The organism is Polaromonas sp. P4_H1, from assembly GCF_056400945.1.
In genome coordinates this window covers 1-570 of record NZ_JBFUKG010000112.1, presented here as the reverse complement: position 1 = coordinate 570, position 570 = coordinate 1, and the positions used below count along the sequence as shown (strand labels likewise).

Below are 570 nucleotides of genomic sequence, written 5' to 3'. Positions count from 1 at the left end.
ATATTCGCCAGCGCCGCGGCCGAGCGCACGGCATGCGCTGCAACGAGCGTGATGGCGAGCCAGCCGGCGAGACGGGCGCCGGCATTGCCGCCGCCATCCTTGCGCGACAGCAACAGCGGCACGGTCATGACAACGGTGACCGACTGGCCGGCGGAATATATCAGCACGCGCATCGTCACGTTGTCGTGCCACAGCGTGAACAGCAGCAGGCCGGCCAGGCTGGCGGCGATGATGACGGCTTGCGCGCGCCAGCCCGCCGGGCGGCCGTAAAACTGATTCATGCCGATGGCGGCGAGGCTGGTGGCCAGCAGCAGCAGGCCGTTGCCCAGCACGATGGCGATGAGCGGATCGACGCCGACGCCGCGCAGCACCGAGATGCTGTTGCCGAGCGCCGCGGCGAACGCGGCGGCTGTCCAGTAACGCGCGGCGTGCAGGTTGGGATAGCTGGTGGCCACATAGGCCCAGACCACGCCGAGGGCCAAAAAGTTGACGGTGAACACCGTGAACAGCGTGCCGACGTTCAACATCGGCGGCACCCGCCACGTTGCGCGTCGCGCTTCTGCGCGCTGC

1 protein-coding gene is annotated in these 570 nt (G+C 68.6%); it reads right to left on the bottom strand.

The annotated features are described in order from the left end of the window. The coding region (locus tag AC1DS5_RS25390; protein ID WP_477721010.1) for a hypothetical protein at window positions 1-527 on the bottom strand (527 nt) is incomplete at its 3' end. Between the last annotated feature and the right edge of the window lie 43 nt (window positions 528-570).